Here is a 25,465-nt window from a genome sequence, read left to right on the forward strand (position 1 = left end):
ACCCCACCCCGCCCCGCCCCACCCCCACCCCACCCCGCCCCGCCCCGCCCCGCCCCGGCGATCTTGCACTTTCCGCCCCCGCCAACGCGACAAAAGCCGCATCCCCCGGGCCGCAACTGCAAGATCGCCCCGCCTCGGGCCCCCGGCCCCGGCGATCTTGCACTTACGGCCGGGGCGAATGGCGCGAAAGCCGCGGAGCGAGGGCCGAAAGTGCAAGATCCACGCGCCGAGGAGAGGGCCGGGGGCGGGGCGGGAGGGGGGCGAGGGCGGGGGCGGGGGCGGGGTGGGGGTGTCAGGCGGGGAGGGGGGTGCGGGGGGCCGGGGCGGTGGGGACGTTCTTGGCCTTCTGGGCGTACATGTCGACGTACTCGCGGCCGGAGAGCTCCATCAGCTCGTACATGATCTCGTCGGTGACGGCGCGCTCGACGAACCGGTCGCCGGCCATTCCGGCGTACCGGGAGAAGTCCAGCGGCGGGCCGAACCGGATCCGCACCCTGGCGATCTTGGGAATCAGCTTTCCGGGCGGCTGGATCTCGTCGGCGTTGAGCATCGCCGTCGGGACGACCGGGGCACCGCTCTCCAGCGCCAACCGGGCCACGCCCGTCTTGCCCCGGTAGAGCCGCCCGTCGGGCGAGCGGGTGCCCTCGGGGTAGATGCCGGCGACGCCGCCGCCGCGCAGCACCCGCAGCTGGGTGTCCAGGGCCGCCCTGGCCGCCCGGCCCCCCGAGCGGTCGACCGGGATCGTGCCGGCGCCGACGAAGAACATCTTGGTCAGCCAGCCCTTGAGCCCCTTGCCGGTGAAGTACTCGGCCTTGGCGATGAAGGTGACCCGGCGCCGCACCACCAGCGGTGTGAAGATCGAGTCGGAGAACGACAGGTGGTTGCTGGCGAGGATCACCGGCCCGGTCTCCGGCACGTGGTGCAGCCCTTCGACCTGCGGGCGGAAGACCAGCCTCAGCAGCGGGCCGAGGAGGACGTACTTCATCAGCCAGTACAGCACCGGCGTCCCTTCCAGAGGCGGTCGCGACGCCGCCGCGCGCGCCGCGGGTCCGTCGTGGCATGAGCCTACGAAGCCGGTGCCCGTCGCCACAACGTGAGCCCGCCCGTCGCGGCGGCGTCGCGCCACCCTCCATCCCGGACGGCGGGGCTAGCCGGCGGGGCGCGCCGGTCGGTGCTCCGGCGCCCCGGCAGGCAGGAACCGGTCCAGCAACCGGGGCAGCCACCAGGCACGCCGGCCGAGCAACTGCATCACGGCGGGCAGGATGAGACACCGGATGACCAGGGCGTCGACGACGATCGCCACGGCCAGCCCGAGGCCGAACTGCTGGAGCATCCGGGTGGGGCTGAGCATGAACGCGGCGAAGACCACCACCATGACGGCCCCCGCGGCGGTGACGACCCGACCGGTCGTCGCGATGCCCTCGCGTACGGCCACGGACGCGTCCCCGTCGGCGCGCCACACCTCCCGCATCCGGGCGAGCAGGAAGACCTCGTAGTCCATCGAGAGGCCGAAGGCGATGGCGAAGACCATGACCGGGACGTACGCCTCGACCGGTCCCGGTTGCACGCCCAGCGCGCCCCGCTGGAAGACCAGGGTCGTCACGCCCAGCGCCACGGCGACGCTGAGCAGGTTGAGCAGCGCGGCCTTCAGCGGGATGAGCAGGGACCGGAAGACGACCATCAGCAGCAGGGCGGAGAGCCCGACCACGACGAGCACGAACAGCGGCATCCTCGCCGCCACCGCCCCGGCGAAGTCCACCGTGGCGGCCGTGCCGCCGCCGAGCAGGAACCGGGCGCCGGTGTCCCGCGCCAGCGGCGGCAGCACGTCGTCGCGGAGCCGGTGGACGAGGTCCATCGTCGCCTCGTCCTGCGGCTTCGACTCCGGCAGCACGACGATGGTGGAGACGTCCGGGCCGACCGTCGAGGGTGCGGCGGCCTCGGCGACCCCCGCCGTGGCGGCGATGGCGTCCCGGGCCGCGGCGGCGCCGGCGGCGGGTCCCTCCACGACGACCACCAGGGGGCCGTTGAAGCCCGGGCCGAAGCCCTCCGCCAGCAGGTCGTAGGCCCGGCGGCTCGGCGTGGCGGCCGGGTCGTTGCCGGCGTCGGCGAAGCCGAGGTTCATCTCCAGCGCCGGGGCGGAGAGGGCGAGCAGCGCGACGACCGGGACGACGGCGTTCGGCCAGGGGCGGCGCTGCACCCAGGCGGCCCAGCGGCGCCACCACGTCCCCTCGGGACGGCCGCCGCGGGCCTGGCGCGCCCGTACCGAGCGTTCGATGCGCCGGCCGGTCAGCGACAGCAGTGCGGGAAGCAGGGTGAGGGAGGCGAGCATGGTCACCAGGACCGTCAACGCGACGGCGACGGCGACGCCCCGCAGCGAACCGAGGCCGAGGACGACAAGCCCCAGCAGGGCCACGATCACGGTGCAGCCGGCGAAGAGGACCGTCCGGCCGGCGGTCTCCTGCGCGATCCCCGCGGCCTGCCGGCGCGGCACGCCCCGGACGAGTTCCGAACGGTAGCGGGAGAAGATCAGCAGCGCGTAGTCGATGCCCACGCCGAGGCCGACGAGCATCATCAGCGGCGCGGTGAAGTCGGCGATCGTCGCGAGGTGCGAGGCGAGGGCGATCAGCCCGAGGGCGGTGCCCACGGCGAAGACCGCGATGACCACCGGCAGGCTGGCGGCGACGAGGGAACCGAAGAGCAGCACCATGATCACGAGTGCGGCGAGGAGACCGGTTCCCTCGGCGGCGCCCCCGCCGCCCTCCTGCACCGCCCGTACCGGCGCCCCGCCGACCTCGACGCGCAGCCCGTCGCCCGCCGCGCCGGTCGCGGCGGCCATGACGGCGCGGACGTCGTCGGCGGGCACGTCCGCCGAGGCGCCGTCGAGGGTCACGGTGGCGTAGCCGACGGTGCCGTCGGCCGAGACACCGGAGCCCCCGTACGGGCCCTGCACGGCGACCACGTGCGGCAGCCGGCCGACCTGCGCCAGCATCGACTCGACCCGGCTGCGGGTCACGCCGTCGCCCAGCCCGTCCTGGTCCCGCAGGACGATCTGGATCGTCTCGCCGGACGAGACCGGCGCGCGCTGCCGAAGCGTGTCGAGCGCCCGCTGGGACTCCGTCCCGGGCAGGGAGAAGTCATTGCGGTAGTCGTCGCCCACGGCCTGGGCGGCGACGCTCGCGCCGACCAGCACCACCACCCACAGCACGAGTGCCGTCCAGCGACACCGGTAGGCCCAGTCGCCCACCCGTCGGAACACGCTCGCCCGCCCGGTGGGCGGGTGGACGGTCTCGGTCGCCATGGTCGTACCTCCTGGATGCCGGGATCTGCTGCGCGCCCGCTCCGGGGCGGCGCGGGGCCGTCCGCCCGCCGCCGCGGCGGGCGCGGACACCGCCGACGAGCCGGTCGACGAGGCCGAGTGGCCGGCGGGGCGGTCGCCGCCCCTGGGCGCCGGCGACCACGCTACGAAGCGCGCCGGGCCCCGCCATCGGTCCGCGGGCGGCAACCGGTGTCGCCTGCCGACGTACCGCCCGTCGCCGGGGATACGGCCCGGGGCGACGGCCGGTGGGTACGCCGGCCGACTCCGACGGGGACCGGCGACACCTACCCTCGACAGCGTGCGGGTGGACGAGACGGAGCACGGGCCGGAGCTGGCCCCGCGGGGACCGGTCCGGCCGCCCCGGGCGGCCCTGCTGGACCTGCTCATCGGCGTCGCCGTCACGGCCGTCGTGGCCGTGGCGATCACGGCGAACCTGGGCGGCGACCGCGGCCGGGACATCGTGGCCTACCTCTTCGCCGGCTGGCTCGGCGCGCTCATGCTGCTCCGCCGCCGCGCGCCCACGGCGGTGCTGCTGGCCAGCGCCGCCGGCCTGGTGGCCTACTACGTGGCCGGCTACCCGCCGGTCGGGCTCGCCCTGCCCCTCGCCGCGGCGCTCTACTCGGCGGCCGAGGCGGGACGGCCGCGCTGGGCGGCGCTCGTGGGGCTCGGCCTGCTCGTCACGTCCACCGCGTTCCGCACGGCGCAGGGCGAGAGCGTGGCGTACCTCTTCGGCTTCGAACTCGCCTCCAGCGCCGCCAGCATGGCGGCGGCCGTCGCCCTCGGCGACGGGGTCCGGTCCCGGCGGCTGCGGCGCCGGGAGCAGCGGTGGCGGCTGCGGCAGCTGGAGCGCGAGCACGCCCGGGAGGCGGCGCGCCGGGTCGAGGAGGAACGGCTACGGATCGCCCGCGACCTGCACGACGCCGTCGCCCACCACATCTCCGTCATCTCGTTGCACGCCGGCGTCGCCGACGAGGCCCTCGACGACGATCCGCCCGCCGCCCGCGCCGCGCTGGGACACGTCCGGGCGGCCACCACCCAGGTCGCCCGGGAACTGCGCGCCGTCCTCGGGCTGCTCCGCGACCCGACCGTCGCCGGGCCCCGGCAACCGGTGGCGGGGCTGGCCGGGCTGGACGCCCTGGTCGCCGGCACCCGCGCCACCGGGCTGCGGGTCACGGTCCACCGGCGCGGCGAGCTGACCGGCCTGCCCGCGGCGGTCGACTCGACCGCGTACCGGCTCGTCCAGGAGGCGGTGACCAACGCCCTGCGGCACTCCGGGGCCACCACCATCGAGATCGACGTCGTCCGGGACTCGCGTACCGTCGCCCTCGCCGTCCGCGACGACGGCCGCGGGCGGCCCCGCGACGTCCCGGGCGGGCACGGGCTCGGCGGCATGCGGGAGCGCACCGCCCTGCTCGGGGGCACCGTCACCGCGGGCAACCGCCCCGGCGGCGGCTTCGAGGTACGCGCCGAACTACCCCTGGGAGGGGCCCCGTGATCCGAGTCGGACTCGTCGACGACCAGCACCTGGTCCGCGCCGGGCTGCGGGCCCTGCTGGACCGGGCGCCGGACATCGAGGTGGTCGGCGAGGCGGCCGACGGCGACGCGGCGTACCGGTTGGCGCGCACCGAGCGGCCGGACGTGCTGCTGATGGACGTCCGGATGCCGGGCACCGACGGCATCGAGGCCACCCGCCGGATCGTGGCCGACGACCGGCTCGCCGACGTACGGGTCGTCGTGCTCACCACGTTCGACACCGACGAGTACGTCTTCGAGGCGATCCGGGCCGGCGCGTCCGGTTTCCTGCTCAAGGACGCCGGCCCGGACGAGCTGCGGCAGGCGGTGCGGATCGTCCGGGCCGGGGAGGCGCTGCTCTCCCCCGCGGTGACCCGCCGGGTCATGGCCGCGGTGCGCGCCGGGGGTCGGCAGCCGGATCCGGGCCGGCTGCGCCCGCTGACCGTCCGCGAGCGGGAGGTGCTCGTCGAGGTCGCCGCCGGCCGGTCGAACGACGAGATCGGCGCGCTCCTGCACATCAGCCCGGCGACGGCCCGCACGTACGTCAGCCGGCTGCTGACCAAGCTCGCCGCCCGGGACCGGTCCCAACTCGTCGTGGCGGCGTACGAGAGCGGCCTGGTGCGGCCGGGGTCGCCGCCCGACCCCCGCTGACCCGGTTCCGGCGCCCGGCCCGGTTGAGAAGCATTCAGCAAGAACGGACATAGACCCCCGGTCCCGACCTGCGCCAGGTCTGGGACTTCGTACGCCGCGCCACAAGGCACTCCCGGAACCGGCCCCGGACGTGTCACGATTCAAGGCACGGCGCCCGGTCGGCGCCGAGGGGGCTCAGGCGGCCGCGCCGCGGGCGCGTGATGAGGAGGATGTCGGTGTCAGCGGGTGGTGCCCGCCGGGGACGGCGGGACAACGGGCTCGACGCGAGCGAGTACGCCGTCGCCGGCGACGTGGACCCGCGCGTCGGCGAGCACCTGCTCGACGTCCTCGCCGCCGGCGGGATCGCCGCATACCTCCAGCCCTCGGCCGACCTGAACCCGGTCACCCGCACCACCACCGTGCCCGCCCGCCCCGTCGACCGGCTCTACGTCGACCGGTCGCACCTGACCACCGCGCGTGACTACCTGACCCAGCTCGCCGACGAGACGGCCACCGAGCGGCCCCGGGAGGACGAGCCGGACATCGAGGCCGAGTGGGCCCGGATCGTGGCCGGCTTCCACACCGCGCCGCGTGGCGGCGACAATCCCTGGCCGGCCGCCGAGGACGTCGACGACGCACCCGGACCGGCCGGCGACCCGGTGGCCCTCGGCACCTCCGACGAGCCCGCCGGGCCGACCGCCACCGACGTGCGCCGGCTGCCGTACGCGGCGGACGTCTCGGGCGTCTCCCTCTCCCCCCGGGGCGGCACGACGGACGAGCCGTCGCTGCTCGACGGCCTGGACACCTTCGGGGCGGACCTGCCGGACGACGAGGGCGGGGACGAGCGCTACACCCCGCCGCCGCCCCCGCCCCTGCCCCGCTTCTCGAAGTACGCCGTGGTCGGGATGCTGGCCATCGTGGTCGGCTTCGTGCTCTTCCTCTTCCCCTCGGTCTTCCCGGTGGCCGACCCCTCGGTGGTCAACCTGTTCGGCTTCACCGGCATCCTCGCCGGCTTCGTCGCGCTGATCTGGCGGCTGCGGCCCGGCGGCGACGACGACGAGCGCGATCCGGACGACGGCGCGGTCGTCTGACCGCCCCCCCGACCGTCGGCGTCCGTCGTCCGCATCCCGGGACGGCGGCTCACCCATGCCCGGCGGGCAACACTGGTGTAACTTACTGTCAGTAGGAATACCGCCGTCCGTCACATCCCTCGCTGACTGCCCGGTTCTTCCTCCGCTGCGGCGGTCACTCCCTGCTGATCGGAATGCCCGAGATGCGACAGAGTTCCCTCGTGGTGGTCGCCAACCGCCTGCCCATCGACGACAGTGTGGCGCCCGACGGTGCCTGCGAGTGGCGCCGCAGCCCCGGCGGCCTCGTCAGCGCCCTGCACCCCCTGCTCCGGCACACCCCGGCGACCTGGGTCGGGTGGGCCGGCGGCACCGGCCCCGCGCCCAAACTTCCCGACGTGGACGGCGTCCGGATGCACACGGTCCCGCTGAGCGCCGAGGACCTGCGCGACCACTACGAGGGCTTCGCCAACGCCACCCTCTGGCCGCTCTACCACGACTCCGTCGAGCAGCCGGAGTACCACCGGCGCTGGTGGGAGTCCTACCAGCGGGTCAACCAGCGGTTCGCCCAGGCCACGGCCGACGTGGCGGAGCCCGGCGCGATGGTCTGGGTGCAGGACTACCACCTGCAACTCGTGCCCGGCCTGCTCCGGGCCCTGCGACCGGACCTGCGGATCGGCTTCTTCCTGCACGTGCCGTTCCCGCCGCCCGAGTTGTTCATGCAGCTCCCCCGCCGGGCCGAGCTGCTGCGCGGCATGCTCGGCGCCGACCTGATCGGCTTCCAGCGTTCCCAGGCCGCGCACAACTTCGCCCAACTGGTCGCGAAGGTGCTCGACCTGCCCGCCACCGACCGGCAGATCACCGTCGGCGACCGGGTGGTGCGCATCGGCGCCTTCCCCGTCTCCATCGACACCGTCGAGATGGCGGCGCTGGCCACCCGGCCCGACGTGGCCGACCGGGCCGACCGGCTGCGCCGCGACCTCGGCAGCCCCGAGCAGGTGATCCTCAGCGTCGACCGGATGGACTACACCAAGGGCATCGAGCAGCGACTCAAGGCGTACAGCGAGCTGATCGCCGGCGGGCACGTCAAGGTGCGCGACACGGTGCTCGTGCAGGTGGCGGTGCCCAGCCGGGAGCGCGTCGGGCAGTACCAGATCCTCCGCGAGCGGGTGGAACGAGAGGTCGGGCGGATCAACGGCGAGTTCGGCCGGGTCGGCGAGCCGGCGATCCACTACCTGACCCAGCCGTTCGACCGCGCCGAACTGGCCGCGCTCTACCGGGTCGCCGACGTGATGGCGGTGACCCCGCTGCGGGACGGGATGAACCTCGTCGCCAAGGAGTACGTCGCCGCCCGGGTCGACGACACGGGCGCGCTGCTGCTCAGCGAGTTCGCCGGCGCCGCCGCCGAACTGCCGCAGGCCTACCTGGTCAACCCGCACGACCTGGAGGGGCTCAAGCAGGGACTGCTCTCGGCGCTGCGGGCGGGCCCCGACGACCTCGGCGCACGGATGCGGGCCATGCGGGCACACCTGCACCGGCACGACATCCGGGCGTGGGCGCGCTCCTACCTGACCGCCCTCGACGAGAGCGGCTCCCTGCTGACCCGGCTCGGCACCGCCGGCTGACGCCGGGCCGGGCCCCGCCGGCAGGACCGGCCGCGCCACGGGGGCCCGCCCGTCGTCAGGGCCGGCCGCCCGGCGCCGGGTCCTTGCCCAGCCAGTCCAGGATCGCGTCGACCGGTTCCCGCCACCGGACGTCGAGCATCATGTCGTGCCCCATGCCGGGGAAGAGCAGCGGCGCCGAGCCGTGCCGCCGGGCCGCCCGGGTCAGCGCCGCCGCCGGGACGATCCGGTCGTCGGGGCTGCCGAGCACCAGCACCGGCGGGTCGCCGACGGCCGGCTCCGCGTCCCGCCCGGTCAGCAGCTGCCACTGGGCGCGCCGGCCGGCCCGGCCCAGCCGGCCCACGTACCGGCGGGCCTCCGGTTCCGGCAGCTCCCGGCTGAACAGCTGGCGGTGGCTCAACCGCAGCCGCCCGCCGAACACCGCCGGCAGCGTGCCGAATGGATTGCGGCGCAGCGCCGCGCCGAACGTCGCCCAGCCGCCGAGCACCGGCGCCACCAGCACCGCGGCCCGCGCCGGGTAGCGGGCCAGCGCGTGGGCCACGACGAGGGCCCCGGCGCCGTGCCCCACCAGCACCGCCTGCCGCGGCAGGCCCGCCGCCACCTGGGTCACGTCGTGGGCGTACGCGCGCAGCGTCGCCTCCGGCGCCGGGCCGCTGCCGCCGTGCCCGCGCAGGCTCAGCGCGTACGCCGGGAAACCCCGGGACGCGGCGTGGCCGAGCCAGTGCTCGGCGAACGCCCAGGCGCCGTGCCCGAAGCCCGGCACGAAGAGCAGCGGTGGACGCCCCTCCTCCACCTCCGGGGCGGCGACGAGCACCTCACGGCGCACCGGGCGGACCGGGCGGGCCCACTCCCGCCCCCGCATGATCCGCACCTGACTCACTGTTCCGGCCTTCCGTTCGCGACCGCGGGGCTCCGCTGCGCTGCACTCCTCGCGCTCACCGAACCCACCCTTCATTCGCGACTGCGGGGCTCCGCTGCGCTGCACTCCTCGCGCTCACCGGGAACCCTCCAGGTCGTGCAGGGCGCGCTGGACGGCGCGCAGGTAGTCGGCGTGACCGACCTCGAACCAGTGCCGGCTGCTCTCCTTGACCGGCCCGGCGTAGCGCTCCCCCGCCTTCGCCGACACCCGGGCCGCGAACGCCGCCGCCCGGTCGGGGCGGGTCACGCGCAGCCGCAGCAGCCGGGCGAAGAGCACCGTCTGCCAGTGCGACAGCGGGAAGATGCCCGAGTCGGGCTGCACCAGCCCGGCCACGGCCAGCGTGGGATGGCCGGGGACGAAGGCGTTGAGCCAGAGCCGGGGGCGGCCCTCCGCCGCCTCGTCGCCCAGGACCTTCGGGTCGAGGAACTCGAAGCGCGGCAGGTATCCGGTGGCGAAGACCACCAGCTCCGGGTCGATCTCCCGACCGTCGGAGAGCTCGACGGCGTACGGGTGGAAGCGGGCGACGTCGGGCACCGGCGCGATTTCGCCGTGGCCGACGTAGTAGACGAGCTGACTGTTGGCGATCGGGTGCGTCTCGTAGACCCGGTGGTCGGGCCTGGCCAGCCCGAAGCGGGTCAGGTCCCCGACGGTCAGCCGCAGCGTCCAGTGGTAGAGCCACTGCCGCACCCGCAGCGGCACGCGCAGCGCCAGCAGCGCGTCGTTGACCTGGTCGGCGGGGCGGCCGAGGACGTACTTCGGGGCGTACCAGTAGCCCCGGCGGGTGGAGTGCCAGCAGCGCGACGCCTGCTGGGCGGCCTCGACGGCGATGTCGCAGCCGGTGTTGCCGGCGCCCACCACGAGCACCCGCTTGCCGCGCAGCTGCGCCGGGTCCTTGTAGGACGAGGCGTGCATGACCTCGCCCCGGAACTCCTCCAGCCCCTCGTAGCGGGGCAGCTTCGGCGACCAGTTGTGCCCGTTGGCGACCACCACGGCCGCGTAGCGGGAGGTGCGTTCCGGGCCGTAGCCGCCGGTGCTGCGGGTGGTCACGTCCCAGCGGTCGCCCGCCACGGGCTCCACCCGGACCACCTCGGTGCCGAACCAGATGTGCCCGCGCAGGTCGAAGTGGTCGGCGTACCGCTCAAAGTAGGACAGCAGCCGGCTGTGGTGCGGGTAGTCCGGCCAGTCGTCCGGCATCGGGAAGTCGGGGAACTGGGTGAACGGCCGCGACGAGATCAGGTGCGTGCTCGCGTACACCGGGCTGCGGTCGTGCCGCCAGTTCCAGGCGCCGCCGACGCCCGTCTCGCGCTCGTAGCAGTCGACGCCGAACCCGTGCTCCTTCAGGTTCTTGATGGCGGTCAGGCCGCTGGCCCCCGCGCCGACGACGCAGACGGTGTCGCCCCGGTCGGAGACCGGCCGGCCGTCGCGGGTCAGGGCGAGCGTGCTCGCCTCCGGGTCGGGCCGGCCGTTGTCGGTGGAGGTGGACACCGGGGATCTCCTTTTGTGCGGCACGAGTGCCGGGTCGCGCAGCATCCTCTCCACTACGGAGCGGGTTGTCCACCCCGGACGCGGCGGACGGTCAGTCGGCGGCGGGCAGCAGCAGGTCGACCAGGACCGGGAAGTGGTCGCTGGCGCGGCGGGTCTGCGGGGTGTCCACCACGTCGTAGTCGGCCACCGTGATCCGCGGGTCGACGAAGAGGGCGTCGATGCGTCGTCGCGGGTTCGCGCAGGAGTAGGTGAGCCGGTCTGCCCGGTCCGCCGCCACGGCGGCGTCGGTCAGCCCGCGCGCCACGGTGGCCCAGGCCGGCCCGTCCGGCCCCTCGTTCAGGTCGGCCGCGGCGACCACCGGCGCGGTGGCGGCGTCCAGCTCGCGCTTGAACAGCGCGGCCTGCGCGGGCCGCTCGGCCGGGTCGGTGGAGAGGTGCGACCCCGCCAGGACGAACGGGGCGGCGCCGGCGACGACGCACTCGGCGTACGCGGCGCCGCGCAGGTGCCGGCCGGGGGTGAGCGGGAAGCGCTGGCACCTCTCGGCCACCACCCGCACCCGCAGGCTGGTCAGCAGCAGGTTGCCCAGCGCGGGCAGCCCACCGGCGGCCACGACCAGGCCGAACGACTCGGCCAGCGCCGCCGACTTCTGCCGCCACCGGAACCGGCGCGGCCCCTCCTGCACGATCACCACGTCCGGCCCGACCTCGCGGACCACCGCCGCCAGCGCGGCCGTGTCGTCCCGCTGGCTGTGGATGTTGTACGACACGACGCGCAGCGGCACGCCCGGGTTCTGCGTCACGGTCACCGCCTCAGATCCGTCGGGCCAGGTCGGCGGCGCCGATGACGCCGGCGGTGTTGCCCAGCTCCGCCGGGCGGATCTCGGCGACCGGGAGGCGGCTGCGCTGGGCGAGGGCGTCGGCGAACGACCGGCGGGTCGGGCCGAGCAGCAGGTCCCCGGCGTCGATCACCCCGCCGCCGACGACGAGCACCTGCGGGTCGAGGATCTGCGCCATGTCGGCGAGGCTGGTGCCGAGCCACCGGCCGACCTGCGCGAACGCCTCGGTGGAGACCGGGTCGCCGGCCTGCGCGGCGGCCGTGACCATGGGCCCGGTGACCGCCTCGGCGTCGCCGCCGGCCAGTTCCAGCAGTGCGGTGGCGCGGTGCGGCTCCTGCCGGGCGGCGGCGCGGGCGAACCGCACCAGGGCGCTGCCGCTGGCGTACTGCTCGATGCAGCCGAGGCGGCCGCAGCCGCACTGGTGGCCGTCCGGCACCGTCAGCATGTGGCCAAGCTCGGCGGCGATGCCGTTGGCGCCGCGCAGCAGCTCCCCGCCGAGCACGATGCCGCCGCCGACGCCGGTGCCGATGGTGAACATGACCATGGAGTCGTCGGCGTCGCGGGCCGCGCCGTGGCGGAACTCCGCCCAGGCGGCGACGTTCCCGTCGTTCTCCACGATCACCGGCAGGCCCGTCGCGGCGCTCACGTAGTCCCGCAGGGGTTCGTCCCGCCACGCCAGGTTCGGGGCGAACAGCACGGTGGAGCGGCTGGCGTCGATCCAGCCGGCCGCGCCGACGCCGACGGCCTCGACCGACCTCCCGCGGGCCAGCTCGGCGACCAGCTCGATGATGACGTCGCGGGTCTTGGCGACGTCGTCGGCGGGGGTGTCCCGTCGGGCCTGCACGAGGACCGTGCCGGCGGCGTCCACCACACCACCGGCCACCTTCGTGCCACCGACGTCGACTCCGATGGTCAGCGTCACCGCTGCCACTCCCCTCTGCTGTGCCGCCCGCACCGGCGCCGGCGGGCGGCCGGCGCGTGGTCGGGATGTGCGTTGGTCAGGCCCCGTCGCCCGGGGGTGGCCCGTCCGCGTCGCCGGGCGCCCGGGACGCGGGGACCGCGGGCCCGTCGGGCGACGTCGGGACGGTCACCGCGGCGGCCGGCCCGGCGACGTCGACGGGCGGTACGGCGGCCGGGACGACCTCGTCCTCCGCGCGGGTGGCGGCGGACCAGACGTCCCGCTCCGGTGCCGGCTGAGAATCATGCCCGCTACGGGTGGCATCGCGCCACACCTGGTCGTCCGCGCCACCGGGGCGGGGCGTCGCGGCCGGTGCGGCGGGCGCGTCGGCGGAGGGCTCGGGCGGGGTGAAGGCGCGCAGCAGGCTGGCCACCCCGGCGGCGAGGTCGCCCGCGCCGGTGGCGAGACGCTCGGCGAACTCGGGGCTCGGGTCGCGCAGCGCCGCGATCCCGCGACAGACCGGGCAGACACAGCACTCAGCCGTGCCGGTGGCGAAACCGCCCGCGGACGGCCCGGTCGACCCGCCCGGGCCGGCGCTGTGACCGAGGACACTCGTCACGATCCCACCGAGCGGACCCCACTGGCCGGCCTTCGAGCCGGCCGCGGCGAGGCGGGCGGCGGCCAGCGCCGTGGCGACCAGACGCTCCGCCTCTTCCCGGGCCGAACCCGGATCCGTTGCACCCATGGCCGGCTCCCCTAACCCGTCGGACGCGTCACTGCGCGGCACCGGACGCTTCTACCCGGAGCTTGAGCTGCTTCAACGCCGTATCCATGATCATCTTCTCGGCCTTGCGGCGGAACATGCCGAGCATCCCGACGGAGAGCTCGACCTCCAGGGTGTACGTCACCGTCGTGGTGCCGTCCGGGTTGCCCACCAGGTCGTACGAGCCCCGCTGGGACCTCTGCATCTTCGAGGGCGCCACCAGGTGCCACTCGATCCGGGAGAGGTCCTCGGCGTACTCGTAGGCCAGCACGTACTCGTCGGCCAGCACCCCGGCGTCGATGGTGAACCGGACCTGGCTGGCGTAGCCGTCCTCGTACTCCTCGATCACCTCCGCCCCCCGCATCGCCTCGGTCCACTCCGGGTAGCGCGGGAAGTCGCAGATGACCGCCGCCACCCGGTCCGGTGACGCGCCGATGATGATCGACTGGGTGGAGGAGTCCGCCATGGGGCGAGGCTACCCGGCGCCGGTGGCGCCCACGCCGCGCCGCCCCCGGCGCGCCGGTGCCCCGCCCCGCCCGACCCCGCGACGACTCCGGCGACCGCCCCCCGGGCAGGTGGACGACCTGCGTTTTCACCCCGCCGACCGGGGCGGGTAGGTTTCGACAGAGCCGCCCCGTGGCGGCCGGCCCGGCCAGTGTGAGCACGAGGGAGTGCAGGTGCGCGAGTTCTCCGTCCCGCCGATCGTCACCGTGGGCGACGCGGCCAACCTCACCGACCCCGTCTGGGACAACGCCGAGGTCGCCCCGGACACGATCCAGTTCGTCCGCCCCACCGGGGCGGCGGAGGGCACGGGGGCCACCTGGGCCGACGTCACCTGCCGGCAGTTCCGCGACGAGGTCGTCGCGGCCGCCAGGGGCCTCGTCGCCGCCGGCGTCCAGCCCGGCGACCGGATCGGCCTGATGAGCCGCACCCGCTACGAGTGGACCCTGCTGGACTACGCGATCTGGGCGGCCGGCGCGGTCACCGTGCCGATCTACGAGACCTCCAGCGCCGACCAGGCCGCCTGGATCCTCGCCGACTCCGGCGCCGTGGGCTGCGTGGTGGAGAGCAACTCGCACGCCACCCTGGTCGCCGGCGTCCGGGACCGGCTGCCCGACCTGCGCCACGTCTGGCAGATCGAGCTCGACGCCGTGCCCGAGCTGACCCGCGCCGGCGAGTCGGTCGACCCGGCGGAGATCGACCGGCGGCGCGGCGCCGTACGCGCCGACGACGTGGCCACCATCATCTACACCAGCGGCACCACCGGCCGCCCCAAGGGCTGCGTGCTGACCCACCGCAACATGTACGCCGACATCGCCAACGCGGTGCCGGTGCTGCCGAACCTGTTCCGGCCGGGCGCCTCGACCCTGCTCTTCCTCCCGCTGGCGCACGCCTTCGCCCGGCTCATCCAGATCGGCGTGGTGCAGGCCCGGGCCACCATGCGGCACTGCGCGGACCCCAAGAACCTGGTCGCCGACCTCCAGGAGTTCCGGCCCACCTTCGTGCTCTCGGTGCCCCGGGTCTTCGAGAAGGTCTACAACGGGGCCAAGCAGAAGGCCGAGGCCGACGGCAAGGGCAGGATCTTCGCCCGGGCGGAGCAGGTCGCCATCGCGTACAGCGAGGCGCTGGAGACCCGCGGCGGCCCCGGGCTGGCGCTGCGCGCCCAGCACGCGCTCTTCGACAAGCTGGTCTACCGCAAGCTGCGGGCGGCGCTCGGCGGCCGGTGCCGCGACGCCATCTCCGGCGGCGCCCCGCTCGGCGCGCGGCTGGGCCACTTCTTCCGCGGCATCGGCGTGAACGTGTGCGAGGGCTACGGCCTGACCGAGACCTCCCCGGCCGCCGCCGCGAACCTGCCCGACGCCACCCGCATCGGCTCGGTCGGCCGCCCCCTGCCGGGGGTCACCATCCGCATCGACGACGACGGCGAGATCCTGATCGCCGGCGACCTGATCTTCCAGGGCTACTGGCGCAACGAGGCGGCGACCGCCGAGGCGCTCAGCGCGGACGGCTGGTTCCGCACCGGCGACCTCGGCCGGCTCGACAACGACGGCTTCCTCAGCATCACCGGCCGGAAGAAGGAGATCATCGTGACGGCCGGCGGCAAGAACGTCGCCCCGGCCGTCCTGGAGGACCAGGTCCGCGCCCACCCGCTGGTCAGCCAGTGCGTGGTGGTCGGCGACCGGGCGCCGTTCATCGCCGCGCTGGTCACCATCGACGAGGAGGCGCTGCCGCGCTGGCTCGCCTCGGCCGGCCTGCCCGAGGACACCCCCGTCGAGAAACTGCGCGACCACGAGGGGCTGCGCGCCGAGATCCAGGGCGCCGTCGACACCGCCAACCAGGCGGTCTCCAAGGCCGAGGCGATCAAGGTCTTCCGGATCCTGCCCCACGACTTCACCGAGGCGACCGGCGAGCTGACCCCCTCACTGAAGGTCAAGCGGCAGGTCGTGCACAAGTCGTACGCGGCGGAGATCGCCGAGATCTACCGCGGCTGACTACCATCCGTCACGTGCCCGCCTCGACGACCACCCGCCCCCAGCCGCATCCCCTCGCCGCCGCCGCGCGCGTGGTCATGCTGGCGCTCGTCGCCGTCCTGACCCTGCTCGCCACGAACGACCCCGGCCAGCTCTGGTGGATCGCGCTGCTCACGGCCGCCGGGCTGCCCGCCCTGCTCGCGCCCGAGCACCGGCCGGTCGGCCCGCTCAGCCGGGTGGCCGAGGTGCTGGTGCTGGGGCTGGCCGCGAGCCAGGTGGCCGCGGTCGCCACCATCGGCGGGGACCTCGGCGGGCTCGGCGCCTCCGCCGTGCTGCCCTACCTGGCCGTACCGGTGACCGTGACCGCGCTGCGCCGCCGCTTCCGTGAGGGCGTCGCCCTGCTGGCGGTCGCCACGGCCACCCTGCTGGTGGCCGGTGCGCTCACCGAGGTCGACGGCGAGCGGCAGCTCGCCCAGCTCGGCTACCTGGCGGTCTGTGCCCAGTGGCTGATCCTGGCCGGGCTCGGCCTCGCCGCCGCCAGCGGCCTGCACCGGGTGATGCAGGTCCGCAACGAGGGAAAGCCCCAGCCGTACGCCGAGGCGACCCGCCTGCTCACCCAGCTGCGCACGGTGGCCCGGCAGCTGCCCGGGGCGACCCTGGACCCGGGGGGCATCTCCGAGCACCTGCTGGAGGAGCTGCGCACCGTGGCCCGCGCCGACCGGGCGGCCGTGCTCTCGGCCAGCGGCGGCGGCCGGCTGGTGGTGCTCGCCCAGGTGGGCGTGGACCGGGTCGACTGGGAGACGACGCTGGACGCGGACTCGGCCATCGCCGACGCGTGGGCCAGCCAGCAGCCGCACACCGCCGCCCGGTCGCAGGCCCGCTCGCACCGCGCCGGCGACGTCTCCGCCCTGATCGTGCCGCTGGTGGCCGGGGTACGCACGGTCGGCCTGGTGGTGCTGGAGGCGGACGCGGCGCAGGCGTACCCGAGCGAGGTGATGTACCGGGTGACCGGGCTGACCCGCCCGGCCGCGCTGCGGCTGGAGGCGGCGCTGCTCTTCGACGAGGTCCGCTCGCTGGCCACCAACGAGGAGCGGCAGCGGCTGGCCCGGGAGATCCACGACGGGGTGGCCCAGGAGCTGGTCATGGTCGGCTACGGCATCGACAACGCCCTGGCCACCGTCCACGACGACGCCGAGGAGACCGCCGAGAGCCTGCGTGCGCTGCGACACGAGGTGACCCGGGTGATCACGGAGCTGCGGTTGAGCCTGTTCGAGCTGCGCAGCGAGGTGGACCGGCACGGCGGCCTGACCGCCGCTATCGCCGAGTACGCCCGCACCGTCGGCGCCTCCGGCGGGCTGCGGGTGCACCTGTCGCTGGACGAGTCCACCGCCCGGCTGCCCGCCGCCACCGAGGCCGAGTTGCTGCGCATCGCCCAGGAGGCGGTCACCAACGCGCGCAAGCACGCCGGCGCGTCGAATCTCTGGGTCACCTGCGAGGTCGACCCGCCGTACGCGCAGATCGAAGTGTCGGATGACGGTCAGGGGATGGCTGACCAGCGCTCCGACGGGCACTACGGTCTTGCGATCATGGCCGAGAGGGCGGAACGTATCCGGGGCCGGTTGGAGATCAGGCCGCGGCAACCGAGCGGCACGACCGTCGCGGTGGTGCTCGGCTCGTCGCCCCGGCGCGATAACGTGCGCGGTAGCGCAGCCGTTGCAGAAGGGGAGTAACCCGAGGATGACCACAAGTCCGACACCGGCCACCCGTACCAAGGTTCTCCTTGTCGACGATCACGACCTCATCCGCAAGGGCCTGCGGCACGCGTTCGAGCGTGACCGCCAGTTCGAGGTCGTCGGGGAGGCGGCCACGGCGGCGGAGGGCGTACGCCAGGCCGGTGCGCTGCAGCCCGATGTGGTGATCATGGATCTGCGGCTGCCCGACGGCAGCGGCCTGGAGGCCACCCGGGCACTGCGCAAGTCGAGTGCCTCGATGGGCATCGTCGTGCTCACCATGTACGCCGGCGACGACCAGCTCTTCGGGGCCCTGGAGGCCGGGGCCAGCGCCTTCGTGCCCAAGACCGCGCCGGCCGACGAGGTGGTGGCCGCCGCCCGGCACGCCGCCTCCTCGCCCAGCGCCTTCACCGCGGCCGACCTGGCCGAGGCGATGAAGCGGCGGCTGGCGCCGTCCGGGCCGCAGCTCTCGCCGCGCGAGGGGCAGGTACTGCGGCTGCTCGCCGACGGGATGAGCGTGGCGGGCATCGCCAAGCAGCTCTTCGTCAGCGAGTCCACCGCCAAGACCCACATCTCGAAGCTCTACGAGAAGCTCGGCGCGGCCAACCGGGCGCAGGCGCTGATGACCGCGCTGCGGCTCGGCCTGCTCGAGGCCCCGGACGCGCCGAAGTTCTGACGCCCCCGGCGACGACGCACCACCGGCAGGCCCGCGCCCCCGACGGGGTCGACGCGGGCCTGCCGTCGTCGCATCGAGTGGCGTCGTCACGGGGCGGGGCGGCGCGCTATGGTCTCCCCGGCTATCAGCCGGCAGAATACCGGCGCGGGCAACGGGGTCCGCACGCGACAGGAGGGGCAAGCGCATGCAGCGGCCGGACTGGGCACCCGACGAGATCGACATCGAGCGCCCGAGCGTGGCCCGCATGTACGACTACTATCTGGGCGGCTCGCACAACTTCGCGGTCGACCGGGCCGCCGCCCAGAACATGGTGGCGGCGGTGCCGGAGGCCCCGCTGATGGCGCAGGCCAACCGGGCGTTCCTGCGTCGCGCGGTGCAGTTCCTCCTGGACGCCGGCGTGCGGCAGTTCCTGGACATCGGCTCGGGCATCCCGACCGTCGGCAACGTGCACGAGATCGCCCAGCGCGACGCCCCCGACGCCCGGGTGGTCTACGTCGACGTGGACCCGGTGGCGGTGGCCCACAGCCGGGAGATCCTGGAGGGCAACGACCGCGCCGTGGTGGTGCAGGAGGACCTGCGCCGACCCGAGCGCATCCTCGCCCACCCCGACGTACGCCGGCTGCTCGACTTCGACCAGCCGATCGCCGTGATGATCGTGGCGGTGCTGCACTTCGTGCCGGACGACGACCGGCCGGCCGAGCTGCTGCGGACGCTGCGGGAGGCGCTGGCGCCGGGCAGCCACCTGGTGCTCTCGCAGGCCAGCGGCGACGGCCGCGGCGACGACGAGCGCAGCGAGGCCGAGCGGGTCTACCGGCGGACCGACAACCCGCTGTGGATCCGCAGCCGGGCGGAGCTGACCGCCCTCTTCGACGGCTTCGAGCTGGTCGACCCCGGCGTGGTCTGGGTGCCGCAGTGGCGCCCGGAGTCGCCGGACAGCGCCGAGGACGCCGAGCGGGCCGCCTTCATCGGTGGCGTCGGGCGGCTCGGTGGGTGAGCCGCCGGGGGCGGCCGCCGTCGCCCCTCCCGCCCCCGCGCCGCGGCCCCCGTCCCGCCCGGGCGTCTTCGCCCGGGCGTGGGCCAAGGCCGTCTCCGGGACCAGCTACCTGCCGATGACCCAGGCGCAGCTCGAGGCGCTGCTGCAGGAGCACACCGAGCGGCTCGCGGCGGCGCTGCTGTCCGAGCCGATCGACCTGCGGGTCGGGCACCGGGTGGGCACGGAGCTGGTGGCCGCGCACATCGCCTCGGCCGAGGCGCTGGGTCGGACGATCGAGGTCGTCCAGCTCCGGCTGGCACGCGATCTCGGGCTGGTGGGCGAGGAGGTCGAGGACCGGCTCGCCCGGCTGCTGGCCGCCGTGGCGACCGGCTACGCCCGCGCGCTGCGGGACCGGACGCTGGACGAGCAGGAGTCGATCCGCCGGGCCGCGATGACCGCCCGGGCGGAGGCGGAGCGGGCGCTGCGCAGCAGCGAGGCGCGCTTCCGCCACCAGGCGACCCACGACCCGCTGACCGACCTGCCCAACCGCACCCTGTTGACCGAGCGCCTCAGCGCGGCGATCGACTCCCCCGCCGGGGGCGCGGAGCGCCTCGGCATCTGTTTCCTGGACCTCGACCGTTTCAAGGTCGTCAACGACTCGCACGGCCACCAGGTCGGCGACGGGCTGCTGGTGGCGGTGGCGGGCCGGCTCCGTCGGGCCCTCGACGGGCACCTGGTCGCCCGGCTCGGCGGGGACGAGTTCGTCGTCCTGGTCGAGGGCACCAGCGGCACCGGAGACGTCGTCGCCGTGGCCGAGGCCGCGCTCGCCGCGGTACGCGAGCCGGTGCTGGTGGACGGGCACGAGCTGAGCGTCTCGGCGAGCATCGGCATCGTCGAGCGGAAGGTCGCCGGCACCTCACCCGGGGACCTGATGCGGGCCGCCGACAGCACGCTGCACTGGGCGAAGGCCGCCGGCGGTGCCCGCTGGGCGCTCTACGACGCCGACCGGGACCGCCAGGACCTGGCCCGGTACGCGCTCTCCGCGGCGATCCCGGCCGCGCTGGAACGGGGCGAGTTCTACCTCGACTTCCAGCCGCTGACCTCGCTGCACGACGGCCGGGTGCTCGGCATGGAGGCGTTGGTGCGCTGGCGGCACCCGGAGCTGGGCGTCCTGCGTCCCGACAGCTTCATCGGGCTGGCCGAGGAGACCGGCCTGATCGTCCCGCTCGGCGGGTGGGTGCTGGCCGAGGCCTGCCGGCAGGCGGAGAGCTGGACCGCCGGCGACGGGCCGGCGCCGTTCGTCAGCGTCAACCTGGCCGTGCGGCAGGTACGCCGCCCCGGCCTGGTCCAGGAGGTGCTCGCCCTGCTGCGGCACACCGGCCTGTCGCCGGAGCGGCTGCAACTGGAGATCACCGAGAGCACCATGATGAGCACCGCCGAGGAGCCCGTACGCGCGCTGCGGGTGCTGGCCGACCTCGGGGTCCGCATCGCCATCGACGACTTCGGCACCGGCTACTGCAACCTGGCCTACCTGCGCGACCTGCCGGTGACCGAGCTCAAGGTGGCCGGACAGTTCGTGGCCGGGCTGCGGGCGCCGGAGCCCCGGGCCGACGAGCGGATCCTCGCCTCGCTGGTGTCGCTGGCGCACGCGCTGGACCTGACCGTCACCGCCGAGGGCGTCGAGACGGCCGAGCAGGCCGAGCGGCTGCGGGCGATCGACTGCGACGCCGGCCAGGGCTGGCACTTCGGCCGCCCGGGCTCCGCCGAGCGCGTCCTGGCCCGCCTGCGCTGACGGTCGCCACAGCGGGCGGCCCCGGCCACCTCCGGCGGCTGCCGGGCCGGCCACCCACGCCCCCTCGCGCGGGATGACGACGCCGGTCGGGTCCGGGGCGTCTCCGTCGCGGTCGACGCGCCCGGGACGCGTGGCCCGACCGCTCGACGCGCCGGAGCGCCGTCAGCCGGCGAGCAGGGCGGCCATCCGCTGCGCCTGCGCCTCCCAGCGCCACTCCCGCTCCACCCACGCGCGCCCGGCCGCGCCGAGCCGCCGGGCCAGGTCCCGGTCGGCGAGCAGGGTGGCCACCCGGTCGGCGAGCTGGGCCACGTCCCGGCCGCGGACCACGAACCCCGTCTCGCCCTCGCGGACCGCGTCCGGGGCGCCGCCGGAGTCCCCGGCGACCACCGGCAGGCCGGTGGCGGAGGCCTCCAGGTAGACGATCCCGAGCCCCTCGACGTCGAGACCGCGGTTGCGGGTGCGGCACGGCATCGCGTAGACGTCGCCGGCGGCGTAGTGGGCCGGCAACTCGGCCGACGGGACCGAACCGGTGAAGACCACGTCCCGCTCGACGCCCGTCTGGCGGGCCAGCTTCTCCAGCGTGGCCCGGTAGGGCCCGCCCCCGACCACCAGCAGCGCGACGTCGGGCACCCGGCGACGGATCTCGGGCAGCGCCCGGATCAGCATGTCCTGCCCCTTGCGCGGCACCAGCCGCGACACGCAGACCACCACCGGACGGTCGACCAGCCCGAGCCGGCGCCGCACCGGTTCGCCGTCGACCGACGGGTGGTAGGCGTCCACGTCCACCCCCGGCGCGAGCCGGCGCAGCTCGGTCACCCCGTGCAGCGCCCGCTCCAGCCGCACCCGGGTGTACTCGCCCAGGTAGGTCGTCACGTCGACCCCCCGCCCGATCCGGCGCAACGCGGCCCGCGCGGCCGGCAGCGCCGCCCAGCCGACCTCGTGCCCGTGGGTCTGTGCCACCGCCCGGCGGATGCCCGTGCGGCGGCGCAGGCCGGCCGCGAGCAGCCCGAGCGGGGCCGCCGCGCCGAACCACACCGTGTCGCAGTCGTACGCCCGCGCCAGCCGGGCGGCCCGGCGGGCGACCGACGGGGTGGGCAGCAGCACCCGCGTGCGGTCCCGGACCACCTCGAACGGCTGGTCGGCGTCGAACTTCTCCGCGCCCCGCCACGTCGAGGCGTAGACCACCACCGACCCGGGCGGCTGGCGCACCGCGAGGTTGTGCACGAAGGACTGGATCCCGCCGGGGCGGGGCGGGAAGTCGTTGGTGACCAGCAGCGTGCGGCTCATCGGCCGGCCTCCCTGGCGTGGGCGCGGGCGGCGGCGATCCGCTCGACCGTGGACGGGTGCGTGGCGGAGTAGAGGTATTCCCAGCGCGGCGGGTCGGGGTCGGCGAGGTTGATCCCGGCGAGCCGGCGCTGCATCGCCTCGAAGGCGGCCGGGTCGCCGGTCAGCGCGAGCGCGTGCGCGTCGGCGCGCGCCTCCACCCGCCGCGACATCAGCGCCTGCACCGGCGCGGAGACCAGCCCGGCCACCGTCACCAGGGCGAGCAGCATCGGGAACGCGCGCGGCTGGGCGACCGAGTCGACGCCGGCCAGGCGCAGCAGCGGGCCGGAGGAGCCGAGCAGGTAGAGCGCGACCACCGCGGCGGCGGCGCCCAGCGCCCCGGTCAGCGTGCCGACCGGGACGTCCCGGTCCTTGGCGTGCCCGAGCTCGTGCGCCACCACGGCGGTCACCTCGGCGGGCGTCGCCTCGCGCAGCAGCGTGTCGTAGACCACCACCCGCCGGGTCGGCCCGAGCCCCGAGACGTACGCGTTCACCGCCCGGGTCCGGCGGGAGGCGTCGGCGACCAGCACGTCGCGTACCGGGACGCCGTCGCGCGCCGCCAGCTGCATCAGCTGGGCGCGCAACGGACCCTGCTCCATCGGGGTGAACCTGTTGAACACGGGTTCCACCAGCACCGGCAGCACGAAGGAGAGCAGCACCACCAGGGTCGCCGCCCCGGCCGCGCCGAACGCCCACCACCAGCGCGGCGAGAGCCGGATGACGGTGTAGAAGCCGAGCAGCGCGAGCGCGCCGATGACCGCGCTGACCGCGTACGACTTGAGCAGGTCGGCCGCCCAGCCGCTCCAGCCGTTGGTGCTCAGCCCGTAGCGGGTGAGCACGCTCTGGCGCCAGGCGGCGAACGGGAGGGTGACCAGGTCGGCGACGAGTACCACGGCGAGCCCGCCGAGCACCGCCTGGGCGGCCCAGTGGCCGCCGAAGGGACGGCCCGCGAGCTCGACCAGCCGGCTGCCCAGCGGGGTCAGGCCGAGCGCCAGGGCCACCAACAGGCCGAGGGCGATCGCGGCCCAGCCGGCGGGGCGCAGCGCGGAGCGGAACTCCCGGCTGCGGGCCACCTGCTCGGCGGGGAGGTCGCCCAGCGCGGCGAGCTGGTCGGCCCGGGGGGCGGGCGGCCGGTGCCACGGGATCAGCAGCACCGCGGTCACCACCAGGGCCACGGTCAGCGCGACGAGCGACAGCACCGCCCAGCCGCGCGGGCTCACCGCCGTCCGCCCGAGGTCGCCCCGTGCCGGCGCCGACGGCCGGCGACGCCGCCGGTGGGGCCCGTCCGACGGCGGCCCGCGACGCCGCCGGTCGCGGCGGGGCTCTCGCCGTCGCGTCGTACCCGCGTCATGCCGCCGCTCCCTCCGCCGTGACCGCCCATCCTATTGCCCGCCCGACGGCCACCGCGCCGCGCCGGCACCGGCGTCGCGACCCCCTCCGCCGTGACCGCCCGGAAAGGCCGGACCGGCGGTCACGCGCGGGGGCACACCGCCGGACGACCTGAACGGCACGGCGCCCGACGGCACGAAGCCACGGCGGGCGCAGGGCGGCCGGGCGACGCCACGGCGGGCGCGGGGCGACGCGGCGGCCCGGCGACCGCCCGAAGGGCCGCCCGGCCGGCCAGGGACCCGCTAGGCGGCCCGGTGCCGCCGGGCGGGGCGTCGGACCGGCCGGGGGTCGGGCAGCACCTCCACCTCGAACCCCGCCCGGGCGAACACCTCGATCGCTCGGGCCTCGGGGCCACCGAGCCGGGCGGTCGGGGACGAATCGTCGAGCAGGGCGGTCACCAGACAGTCGGAGCAGCCGCTCCCCCGGATCCCGCACCCCGCGCAGTCGATGAGCATCTCGCCTCCTGGTGCGCTGCGGCGACCGGGCGGGGCGTCACCGTCGCCGCCCGGGCACCGTCGGTCACGACGACGCTAGGCGGGGGGTACGACAGAAAAGGGACAACGGGGTCGCGGAGGGCCCGAAAGCGATCAAGAGCGCCCGATCAGGACCGGGACAGCCGCCGCAGCAGCGAGTCGGCGCCGAGCGGGTACGCGCCGTGTCGGCGTACGCCGTCGGCGACCTCGCGGTCCGAGGAGACGACCACCACGGGACGGCCCGGCGGCTCGGCCCGGACGAGGCGCCGGATCAGCTCGTCGGCGGTCTCCCCCTTGCGGGAGAAGAGCACCCGCACGCCGCGCGGCGCGGGCGGCAGCCCGTGCATCCGCTCCGCGCCGTCGAAGACCACGGTGACCTCGTCGCCGGTCTGCGCGGCGATCCCGCCCAGGCCCGTGATCAGCCGCTTGCGCTGCTGCTCCAGCGACATCTCGCCGAAGCCACGCTTGGTCACGTTGTAGCCGTCGACGACCAGGTGGGCCCGGGGCAGGGCGAGCAGCTGGTCGAGGCGGGCCGGGTCGTCGGTGTCCCGGGCGCGGGTCGCGGCGCCGGCCGCCGTGCCGCCGGGCTGCTCGGCGAAGGCGTCGGCGACGAAGTCGGCGGGCAGCTTCTCGACCGGGTCGAGGGCCAGCTCGCGGCGGAGCCCGACGGCAGCCTGGCCGATGGTCTCCAGCAGCAGCCAGAGCCGCGCGTCGTCGACCGAGCGTGCCTCCTTGGCGCTGGCCCGGGCGACCCCGGCGGCCGACTCCGCCTCGGCCAGCCGGGCCCGGACCCGGCGCAGCTCCGCGTCGGCGTCCGCCGCCGCCCGGGCTGCCCGGCCCCGCTCGGTGGCGAGCAGCTCGGCGGCCTTGCGTTCGCGGGCCTGTGTCTCCCGCAGGGACCGGGTCAGCTGGCGGGACTCCTCGCGCAGCTGACCGAGCTCCTCGCGGACCCGGGCCAGCTCGTCGCGGAGCTTCTCCGCCTCGACCCGGGCCACCGCCCGGTCGTGCTCGGCGCGGCCGGCCCGCTGCTCGGCCTCGCGGACCAGCTCGGCGACGACGGCGCTGTCGGCCTCGGCGCGGACCGCCGCGCCGCTCGCCTCGATCAACTCCCGCCAGCCCCGCGGCCGGGCCAGGTAGGCCAGCGCCGCCACCTCGACCGGGTCGGCCGCGGCCGGCGCGGTGCCCTCCAGCACCGCCGTCCCCAGGTCGCCGGTGTCGGCGAGCACCCGGGCGGTGATCCGCTGCCGGAACAGCGGGTCGGCGGTCAGCTGGGCGGCGATCACCGGAGCACCGAGCCGGGCGCGGCGGTTGGGGGCGAACTTGGCGACCCGCCGCAGTGGCACCGGCACCTCGTCGGCCGGCAGCCCCGGCAGCACGGCCGCCGTGAGCGCCACGATGCGCTGCCGGACGGGCTCGGGCAGGACGGGCTCCGGCTCGGCGAGAGCCCGCTCGGCGGCCTGGCCGGTCTCCTCGGGGGCGGCCCCAGCACCGGCGTCACCCGCGGCGTCGACCGACTCCTCCCGGGGGAGGTGGTCGTCGTGCGGCTCGGTGAGGGGCATGTGGCAAGTCTCCCACCGCGACCGGGCCCACC

21 protein-coding genes are annotated in these 25,465 nt (G+C 75.7%); 9 read left to right on the forward strand and 12 right to left on the reverse strand.

The annotated features are described in order from the left end of the window. Positions 1-292: 292 nt before the first annotated feature. Together V6V16_RS18915 and V6V16_RS18920 are read right to left on the reverse strand one after the other, a co-directional pair. Positions 293-1,000 carry a lysophospholipid acyltransferase family protein gene (locus V6V16_RS18915; protein ID WP_334563831.1) on the reverse strand — a complete coding sequence of 236 codons (708 nt, stop codon included), beginning with the start codon at positions 998-1,000 and terminating at the stop codon, positions 293-295. 147 nt (positions 1,001-1,147) lie between these two features. Continuing rightward, positions 1,148-3,298, reverse strand: a complete 2,151-nt coding sequence (locus V6V16_RS18920) for an MMPL family transporter (protein ID WP_334563833.1) — start codon at positions 3,296-3,298, stop codon at positions 1,148-1,150. A 316-nt stretch (positions 3,299-3,614) separates the two neighbouring features. On the opposite strand from V6V16_RS18920, the gene V6V16_RS18925 reads away from it, so the two are divergent. The 4 genes from V6V16_RS18925 to V6V16_RS18940 all read left to right on the forward strand — a co-directional run bounded on the left by V6V16_RS18925 (position 3,615) and on the right by V6V16_RS18940 (position 8,150). Then, positions 3,615-4,811 carry a sensor histidine kinase gene (locus V6V16_RS18925; protein ID WP_334563835.1) on the forward strand — a complete coding sequence of 399 codons (1,197 nt, stop codon included), beginning with the start codon at positions 3,615-3,617 and terminating at the stop codon, positions 4,809-4,811. Next, positions 4,808-5,479: a response regulator transcription factor gene (locus V6V16_RS18930; RefSeq protein WP_334563837.1), complete on the forward strand. Its 672-nt coding sequence runs from the start codon at positions 4,808-4,810 to the stop codon at positions 5,477-5,479. The genes V6V16_RS18925 and V6V16_RS18930 overlap by 4 nt, the downstream gene beginning before the upstream one ends. A gap of 215 nt (positions 5,480-5,694) precedes the next feature. Further along, positions 5,695-6,549, forward strand: coding sequence for a DUF308 domain-containing protein (locus tag V6V16_RS18935; protein WP_334563839.1), 855 nt, complete (start codon positions 5,695-5,697; stop codon positions 6,547-6,549). Between the two features lie 182 nt (positions 6,550-6,731). Further along, positions 6,732-8,150 carry an alpha,alpha-trehalose-phosphate synthase (UDP-forming) gene (locus tag V6V16_RS18940; RefSeq protein WP_334563841.1) on the forward strand — a complete coding sequence of 473 codons (1,419 nt, stop codon included), beginning with the start codon at positions 6,732-6,734 and terminating at the stop codon, positions 8,148-8,150. Between the two features lie 55 nt (positions 8,151-8,205). On the opposite strand, the gene V6V16_RS18945 is transcribed toward V6V16_RS18940, so the two are convergent. From V6V16_RS18945 to V6V16_RS18970, 6 genes are all read right to left on the reverse strand, one after another. Then, positions 8,206-9,009 carry an alpha/beta hydrolase gene (locus V6V16_RS18945; protein WP_334563929.1) on the reverse strand — a complete coding sequence of 268 codons (804 nt, stop codon included), beginning with the start codon at positions 9,007-9,009 and terminating at the stop codon, positions 8,206-8,208. A gap of 132 nt (positions 9,010-9,141) precedes the next feature. Beyond that, positions 9,142-10,551: a flavin-containing monooxygenase gene (locus tag V6V16_RS18950; RefSeq protein ID WP_334563842.1), complete on the reverse strand. Its 1,410-nt coding sequence runs from the start codon at positions 10,549-10,551 to the stop codon at positions 9,142-9,144. Positions 10,552-10,642: 91 nt separating this feature from the next. Beyond that, positions 10,643-11,350 (reverse strand): endonuclease/exonuclease/phosphatase family protein, encoded by a 708-nt coding sequence (locus V6V16_RS18955; protein WP_334563931.1) that lies wholly within the window; start codon positions 11,348-11,350, stop codon positions 10,643-10,645. A 10-nt stretch (positions 11,351-11,360) separates the two neighbouring features. Further along, positions 11,361-12,308 carry an ROK family glucokinase gene (locus V6V16_RS18960; RefSeq protein ID WP_334563844.1) on the reverse strand — a complete coding sequence of 316 codons (948 nt, stop codon included), beginning with the start codon at positions 12,306-12,308 and terminating at the stop codon, positions 11,361-11,363. A 76-nt stretch (positions 12,309-12,384) separates the two neighbouring features. Continuing rightward, on the reverse strand, positions 12,385-13,029 hold the full coding sequence (locus V6V16_RS18965) for a hypothetical protein (protein ID WP_334563845.1): 645 nt from the start codon (positions 13,027-13,029) through the stop codon (positions 12,385-12,387). Positions 13,030-13,057: 28 nt separating this feature from the next. Continuing rightward, the gene (locus V6V16_RS18970) at positions 13,058-13,513 is read right to left on the reverse strand and encodes an SRPBCC family protein (RefSeq protein WP_334563847.1); all 456 of its coding nucleotides are present in this window, start codon (positions 13,511-13,513) and stop codon (positions 13,058-13,060) included. Positions 13,514-13,724: 211 nt separating this feature from the next. Here V6V16_RS18970 and V6V16_RS18975 point away from each other — a divergent pair, with 211 nt between their 5' ends. From V6V16_RS18975 to V6V16_RS18995, 5 genes are all read left to right on the forward strand, one after another. Beyond that, positions 13,725-15,539: an AMP-dependent synthetase/ligase gene (locus V6V16_RS18975; protein WP_334563849.1), complete on the forward strand. Its 1,815-nt coding sequence runs from the start codon at positions 13,725-13,727 to the stop codon at positions 15,537-15,539. 14 nt (positions 15,540-15,553) lie between these two features. Continuing rightward, positions 15,554-17,248, forward strand: a complete 1,695-nt coding sequence (locus V6V16_RS18980; RefSeq protein ID WP_334563850.1) for a sensor histidine kinase — start codon at positions 15,554-15,556, stop codon at positions 17,246-17,248. Between the two features lie 7 nt (positions 17,249-17,255). Next, positions 17,256-17,924 carry a response regulator transcription factor gene (locus V6V16_RS18985; protein ID WP_007072219.1) on the forward strand — a complete coding sequence of 223 codons (669 nt, stop codon included), beginning with the start codon at positions 17,256-17,258 and terminating at the stop codon, positions 17,922-17,924. Positions 17,925-18,108: 184 nt separating this feature from the next. Beyond that, positions 18,109-18,918, forward strand: coding sequence for an SAM-dependent methyltransferase (locus tag V6V16_RS18990; RefSeq protein WP_334563852.1), 810 nt, complete (start codon positions 18,109-18,111; stop codon positions 18,916-18,918). 115 nt (positions 18,919-19,033) lie between these two features. Continuing rightward, positions 19,034-20,689, forward strand: a complete 1,656-nt coding sequence (locus V6V16_RS18995) for a putative bifunctional diguanylate cyclase/phosphodiesterase (protein WP_334563933.1) — start codon at positions 19,034-19,036, stop codon at positions 20,687-20,689. Positions 20,690-20,851: 162 nt separating this feature from the next. Here the strand turns inward: V6V16_RS18995 and V6V16_RS19000 are convergent, their stop codons facing one another. The 4 genes from V6V16_RS19000 to V6V16_RS19015 form a co-directional block, all read right to left on the reverse strand. Then, positions 20,852-21,976, reverse strand: coding sequence for a glycosyltransferase family 4 protein (locus tag V6V16_RS19000; RefSeq protein WP_334563854.1), 1,125 nt, complete (start codon positions 21,974-21,976; stop codon positions 20,852-20,854). Then, complete coding sequence (locus V6V16_RS19005; RefSeq protein ID WP_334563856.1) at positions 21,973-23,232, reverse strand: M48 family metallopeptidase; 1,260 nt, start codon at positions 23,230-23,232, stop codon at positions 21,973-21,975. Before V6V16_RS19005 ends, V6V16_RS19000 begins: the two co-directional genes overlap by 4 nt. A 411-nt stretch (positions 23,233-23,643) precedes the next feature. Then, positions 23,644-23,856 (reverse strand): hypothetical protein, encoded by a 213-nt coding sequence (locus V6V16_RS19010; protein WP_334563858.1) that lies wholly within the window; start codon positions 23,854-23,856, stop codon positions 23,644-23,646. A 146-nt stretch (positions 23,857-24,002) separates the two neighbouring features. Beyond that, positions 24,003-25,433 carry an NYN domain-containing protein gene (locus tag V6V16_RS19015; protein ID WP_334563860.1) on the reverse strand — a complete coding sequence of 477 codons (1,431 nt, stop codon included), beginning with the start codon at positions 25,431-25,433 and terminating at the stop codon, positions 24,003-24,005. Positions 25,434-25,465 lie beyond the last annotated feature (32 nt).

The organism is Micromonospora sp. CPCC 205561, assembly GCF_036906775.1.
Classification (GTDB): domain Bacteria; phylum Actinomycetota; class Actinomycetes; order Mycobacteriales; family Micromonosporaceae; genus Micromonospora.

Bases quoted from the DNA above. Each gene is read 5' to 3' on its own strand.
- V6V16_RS19015 (WP_334563860.1), bottom strand. From the start codon at position 25,433: ATGCCCCTCACCGAGCCGCACGACGACCACCTCCCCCGGGAGGAGTCG.
- V6V16_RS18965 (WP_334563845.1), bottom strand. From the start codon at position 13,029: ATGGGTGCAACGGATCCGGGTTCGGCCCGGGAAGAGGCGGAGCGTCTG.
- V6V16_RS18990 (WP_334563852.1), top strand. From the start codon at position 18,109: ATGCAGCGGCCGGACTGGGCACCCGACGAGATCGACATCGAGCGCCCG.
- V6V16_RS18920 (WP_334563833.1), bottom strand. From the start codon at position 3,298: ATGGCGACCGAGACCGTCCACCCGCCCACCGGGCGGGCGAGCGTGTTC.
- V6V16_RS19000 (WP_334563854.1), bottom strand. From the start codon at position 21,976: ATGAGCCGCACGCTGCTGGTCACCAACGACTTCCCGCCCCGCCCCGGC.
- V6V16_RS18985 (WP_007072219.1), top strand. From the start codon at position 17,256: ATGACCACAAGTCCGACACCGGCCACCCGTACCAAGGTTCTCCTTGTC.
- V6V16_RS18945 (WP_334563929.1), bottom strand. From the start codon at position 9,009: ATGCGGGGGCGGGAGTGGGCCCGCCCGGTCCGCCCGGTGCGCCGTGAG.
- V6V16_RS18970 (WP_334563847.1), bottom strand. From the start codon at position 13,513: ATGGCGGACTCCTCCACCCAGTCGATCATCATCGGCGCGTCACCGGAC.
- V6V16_RS18995 (WP_334563933.1), top strand. From the start codon at position 19,034: ATGACCCAGGCGCAGCTCGAGGCGCTGCTGCAGGAGCACACCGAGCGG.
- V6V16_RS19010 (WP_334563858.1), bottom strand. From the start codon at position 23,856: ATGCTCATCGACTGCGCGGGGTGCGGGATCCGGGGGAGCGGCTGCTCC.
- V6V16_RS18940 (WP_334563841.1), top strand. From the start codon at position 6,732: ATGCGACAGAGTTCCCTCGTGGTGGTCGCCAACCGCCTGCCCATCGAC.